Raw genomic sequence first — 4,375 nt, forward strand, 5'->3', positions numbered from 1 at the left:
TGCAATAATAAGAGGAGGACATGTAGATGTTACTGTGCTAGGAGCACTTCAAGTAGATGAAAAAGGAAATCTTGCAAACTGGATGATACCAGGTAAAAAAGTTCCCGGAATGGGAGGAGCTATGGATTTAGTAGTAGGAGCTAAAAAAGTTATAATAGCCATGACACATACATCAAAGGGAAATGTAAAAATACTAAAAGAATGTAATCTACCACTTACAGCTAAAGGTCAAGTTAATCTCATAATAACTGAAATGGGAGTTATGGAAGTTACAGATAAAGGATTAGTATTAAAAGAAATAAATCCTGAATTTACTACTGATGAGGTTCAAGCAGCAACAGAAGCTAAGTTGATAATTCCAGAAGATTTAAAACGTATGCAGATTTAGCTATACTAAAGTAAAGGTGGTTGACATTGAAAGTCAACTGCCTTTGAATTTTTTTGGAAAAATAATTTAGGTTATATGTACTTATTAACTTTCTTTTTAGTATAATTATTGTTAAGTCAAAGTAAAAACAGTTTGGAGGTAAATGATGGTAAACATATCTATTGATTTTTTTAAAAACAAAGAAATATACTGTCTTTTTTACATTCTTATTATAAATTTGTATGGCTTTTTTATAATAGTTATAGACAAGTATAAAGCAAAGAAAAACAAATGGAGAATTAAAGAGAAAAATTTTTTTATAATCGCTTTATTAGGAGGAGCTTCAGGAGTTCTTTTAGGGATGACTATGTTTAGACATAAGACCCAGCATAAGACATTTTATATTGGTATTCCTATTATATATCTGCTGAATAAAATAATTTTATTTATAATAATATATTTTTTATATTTTAGAATAACATAGAAATTTATATAAATAAAATAGATTATAGTAGCATAGAAGAAAAATTTTGCTACTATTTTTTATTTATGAATTTAAAATTGGGTATTATATAGATGTAAAAATAAATTGATAAAAAAGAAACAAAACTATTTACATATACGGCGTAGGGGTATATAATAATCGTGGATAAAGATAAAAAGATTAGAAAGGAGTGTGTGAATGGAAATAGAAAAAAGTTTTAAAATAGAAGGTATGACATGTGCAGCTTGTGCTAAAGCTGTAGAAAGGGCAGTAAGTAAACTGGAAGGAGTATTTGAGGCTAGAGTAAATCTTGCTACGGAAAAGATGATAGTTAAATATGATAAAGATAAAATAGCAGAAAATAATATAATTGAAGCGGTTAAAAAGTCTGGTTATAGGGCTTTAACAGATGAAGATTTAAAAGAAGTAATTATACCTATACAAGGTATGACATGAGCAGCTTGTGTAAAAGCCGTTGATAGGGCTATCAACAAATTAGACGGAATAAAATCAGTGAATGTAAATATAGCTACAAATAAAGCTACAATAGTTTATGATTCAAATATAATAAGGATTTCAGAAATAAAAGCTGCAATTAAAAAAGCTGGATATACTCCTTTAGATGTAGAAAGAGGAGATATTAAGGACGAAGATAGAGATAAAAAAGAAAAAGAAATAAAAAATATGTGGGTAAAATTTTTAGTAGCTATTTCTTTTTCTATACCTCTTTTATATATATCAATGGGACACATGATAGGACTTCCTATTCCAAAGATAATTAATCCAGAGTTTTATCCATTGAATTTTGCTTTAGTTCAAATTATTTTAACTATTCCAGTTGTAATTGCAGGAAATAAATTTTATATTATAGGTTTTAAATCTTTATTTAAGGGAAGTCCTAATATGGATTCTTTAATAGCAGTAGGTACAAGTGCTGCAATGGCTTATGGAGCATTTGCTACATATAAAATAGCAAATGGATATCACGAGTACGCTATGGACTTGTATTTTGAGAGTGCAGCAGTAATAATTTCTCTTATAATGCTTGGAAAATATTTAGAAACTCGTTCAAAGGGAAAGGCATCTGAAGCTATAAAAAAATTAATGGGACTTCAGCCCAAAACTGCAACAGTTATATATGAAGATGAAGAAGTAATTATTCCTATAGAAGAAGTTGAAGTAGGAGATGTAATATTAGTAAAACCTGGCGAAAAAATACCAGTAGATGGAATAGTTGTAGAAGGTCATAGCTCTGTAGATGAATCAATGCTTACTGGTGAAAGTATGCCGGTTGAAAAAAATGTAGGTGATAAAGTTGTAGGAGCAAGTATAAATAAACATGGGATTTTAAAATTTAAAGCAACAAGAGTTGGGAAAGATACAGCATTGGCCCAAATTATAAAACTTGTTGAAGAAGCACAAGGAAGCAAGGCACCGATTGCTAAACTTGCAGATATAATATCTGGATATTTTGTTCCTATAGTTATGTCTATAGCAGTTATTTCTGGACTACTTTGGTATATAAATGGAGCACAGCTTGTATTTGCACTTACAATATTCATATCAGTATTAGTTATAGCTTGTCCATGTGCATTAGGATTGGCAACTCCAACAGCTATAATGGTTGGAACAGGTAAGGGAGCTGAGTTGGGAGTTTTGATTAAAAGTGGTGTTGCACTTGAAACAGCATATAAAATAGATACTGTTGTGTTTGATAAAACGGGAACTATAACAGAAGGAGAGCCTAAAGTAACAGATATAATAACTAGAGGAAATTATTCAGAAGAAGAACTTTTACAAATGGCAGCTACAGCTGAAAAAGGTTCTGAACATCCTCTTGGAGAAGCTATAATAAGGGAAGCTGAAGATAGAAAAATATCTCTATTAAAATTAGATAAATTTTATGCTGTCCCCGGTCAAGGAATAGAAGTAGAAATAAAAGGCAATATAATATTGTTGGGAAATGAAAAATTGATGAGGAATAAAAATATAGATATAACATTAAAAGAAGAAGCTAATAAATTAGCAGTAGAGGGTAAAACACCAATGTATATTGCTATTAATAGCAAATTAGAAGGAATTATAGCAGTGGCAGATGTAGTCAAAGAGAATAGTAGAAAGGCAATAGAAAAACTTCATGAAATGGGAATAAAAGTAGCAATGATTACGGGGGATAATAAAAAAACTGCGGAGGCAATTGCAAAAGAGGTTGGAATTGATGTTGTTTTGGCAGAAGTTCTACCTGAAGATAAAGCAAATGAAATAAAAAAGCTACAAGAAAAAGGCAAAAAAGTTGCTATGGTTGGTGATGGAATAAATGATGCTCCTGCTCTTGCACAGGCTGATATAGGTATAGCTATAGGTTCTGGAACTGATGTAGCTATGGAATCTGCCGATATAGTTCTTATGAAAAGTGATTTGCTAGATGTAGTTACAGCTATAAAATTAAGTAAGAGTACTATAAGAAATATTAAACAAAATCTATTTTGGGCTTTTGCTTATAATACAGCAGGCATACCATTAGCAGCAGGACTGTTTTATGCTTTTGGAGGACCAAAACTCAATCCAATGTTTGCTGCAGCGGCTATGTCACTTAGTTCAGTTTCTGTAGTTACAAATGCATTAAGACTTAAAAAATTTAAAGTTTAAATGCGAAATTTATATAGCTTTATGATTTTAAATTTTTTATTGGGTATAAATTATCAGTAATTAATCAAAATAAGAAATAAAAAACTTGATAGTATCAGTTTTTGAAATTATGACTTTTTATGCATAAAGAATCAGGAGGTGTATCGCGTGAAAAAAATGATTTTAATTGAGGGTATGAGTTGTCATCATTGTAAAGGCAGGGTTGAAAGAGCTTTAGGTGAGATTGATGGAGTAATTGTTGAAAGTATAAGTGTAGATGAAAAAAATGCTATAATAAATTTAACAAAAGATGTAGATGAATCAGTTATAAGACAAGCAATTGATGATGCAGGATATGATATTTTAGAAATTAAAGAAATATAAATTGTTTGATGATAGCCACCATTTCAGATGGTGGTTATTAATTTCTAGAGTAAAAAATCATTTGACAAAATTAAGATTTTGCGATAATATATATTTTGTCGCTGTGAAAAATAAAGACTATAGAAGTGATTAGATTTATTATGCCGGGGTGGCGGAACTGGCAGACGCACAGGACTTAAAATCCTGCGGTCCTTATAAGACCGTACCGGTTCGATTCCGGTCCCCGGCACCATAATGGGTGCATAGCTCAGCTGGGAGAGCACCTGCCTTACAAGCAGGGGGTCATAGGTTCAAGTCCTATTGCACCCACCAGATTCGATTAATAATTGAAAATTGAGAATTGAAAATTGAGAATTAGGATTAATGATTGAGAATTGTTGAGAAGAATTTAATATAATTTTTAATTCTAATTCATAATTTTTAATTTATATTTGGCCCGGTAGTTCAGTTGGTTAGAACGCTAGCCTGTCACGCTAGAGGCCGAGGGTTCGAGTCCCTTCCGGGTCGCCAAT

General features: G+C 31.2%; 3 protein-coding genes, 3 tRNA genes and 1 pseudogene. All 7 read left to right on the top strand.

What is annotated here, in order from left to right; genetic code table 11:
• Positions 1 to 388 (top strand): CoA-transferase (locus BUA90_RS11925; protein ID WP_278302803.1); only part of this gene is annotated, 388 nt, incomplete at its 5' end.
• 145 nt (positions 389 to 533) lie between these two features.
• The gene (locus tag BUA90_RS11930; RefSeq protein ID WP_072968865.1) at positions 534 to 851 is read left to right on the top strand and encodes a DUF1294 domain-containing protein; all 318 of its coding nucleotides are present in this window, start codon (positions 534 to 536) and stop codon (positions 849 to 851) included.
• Positions 852 to 1,049: 198 nt separating this feature from the next.
• Positions 1,050 to 3,500: pseudogene (locus BUA90_RS11935) on the top strand (heavy metal translocating P-type ATPase).
• A 156-nt stretch (positions 3,501 to 3,656) separates the two neighbouring features.
• The gene (locus BUA90_RS11940; protein WP_242945100.1) at positions 3,657 to 3,863 is read left to right on the top strand and encodes a heavy-metal-associated domain-containing protein; all 207 of its coding nucleotides are present in this window, start codon (positions 3,657 to 3,659) and stop codon (positions 3,861 to 3,863) included.
• A gap of 142 nt (positions 3,864 to 4,005) precedes the next feature.
• Positions 4,006 to 4,095 (top strand) — tRNA-Leu (locus BUA90_RS11945).
• A 4-nt stretch (positions 4,096 to 4,099) separates the two neighbouring features.
• Positions 4,100 to 4,175, top strand: a tRNA-Val gene (locus tag BUA90_RS11950).
• 121 nt (positions 4,176 to 4,296) lie between these two features.
• Positions 4,297 to 4,373: transfer RNA gene (locus BUA90_RS11955), tRNA-Asp, on the top strand.
• The last annotated feature ends 2 nt before the right edge of the window (positions 4,374 to 4,375 follow it).

Source organism: Caminicella sporogenes DSM 14501, from assembly GCF_900142285.1.
Taxonomy (GTDB): Bacteria; Bacillota; Clostridia; order Peptostreptococcales; family Caminicellaceae; genus Caminicella; species Caminicella sporogenes.

What these genes read in the sequence shown, in the direction of transcription:
- BUA90_RS11940 (WP_242945100.1), top strand. Translation starts at nt 3,657, where the DNA reads ATGATTTTAATTGAGGGTATGAGTTGTCATCATTGTAAAGGCAGGGTT.
- BUA90_RS11930 (WP_072968865.1), top strand. Translation starts at nt 534, where the DNA reads ATGGTAAACATATCTATTGATTTTTTTAAAAACAAAGAAATATACTGT.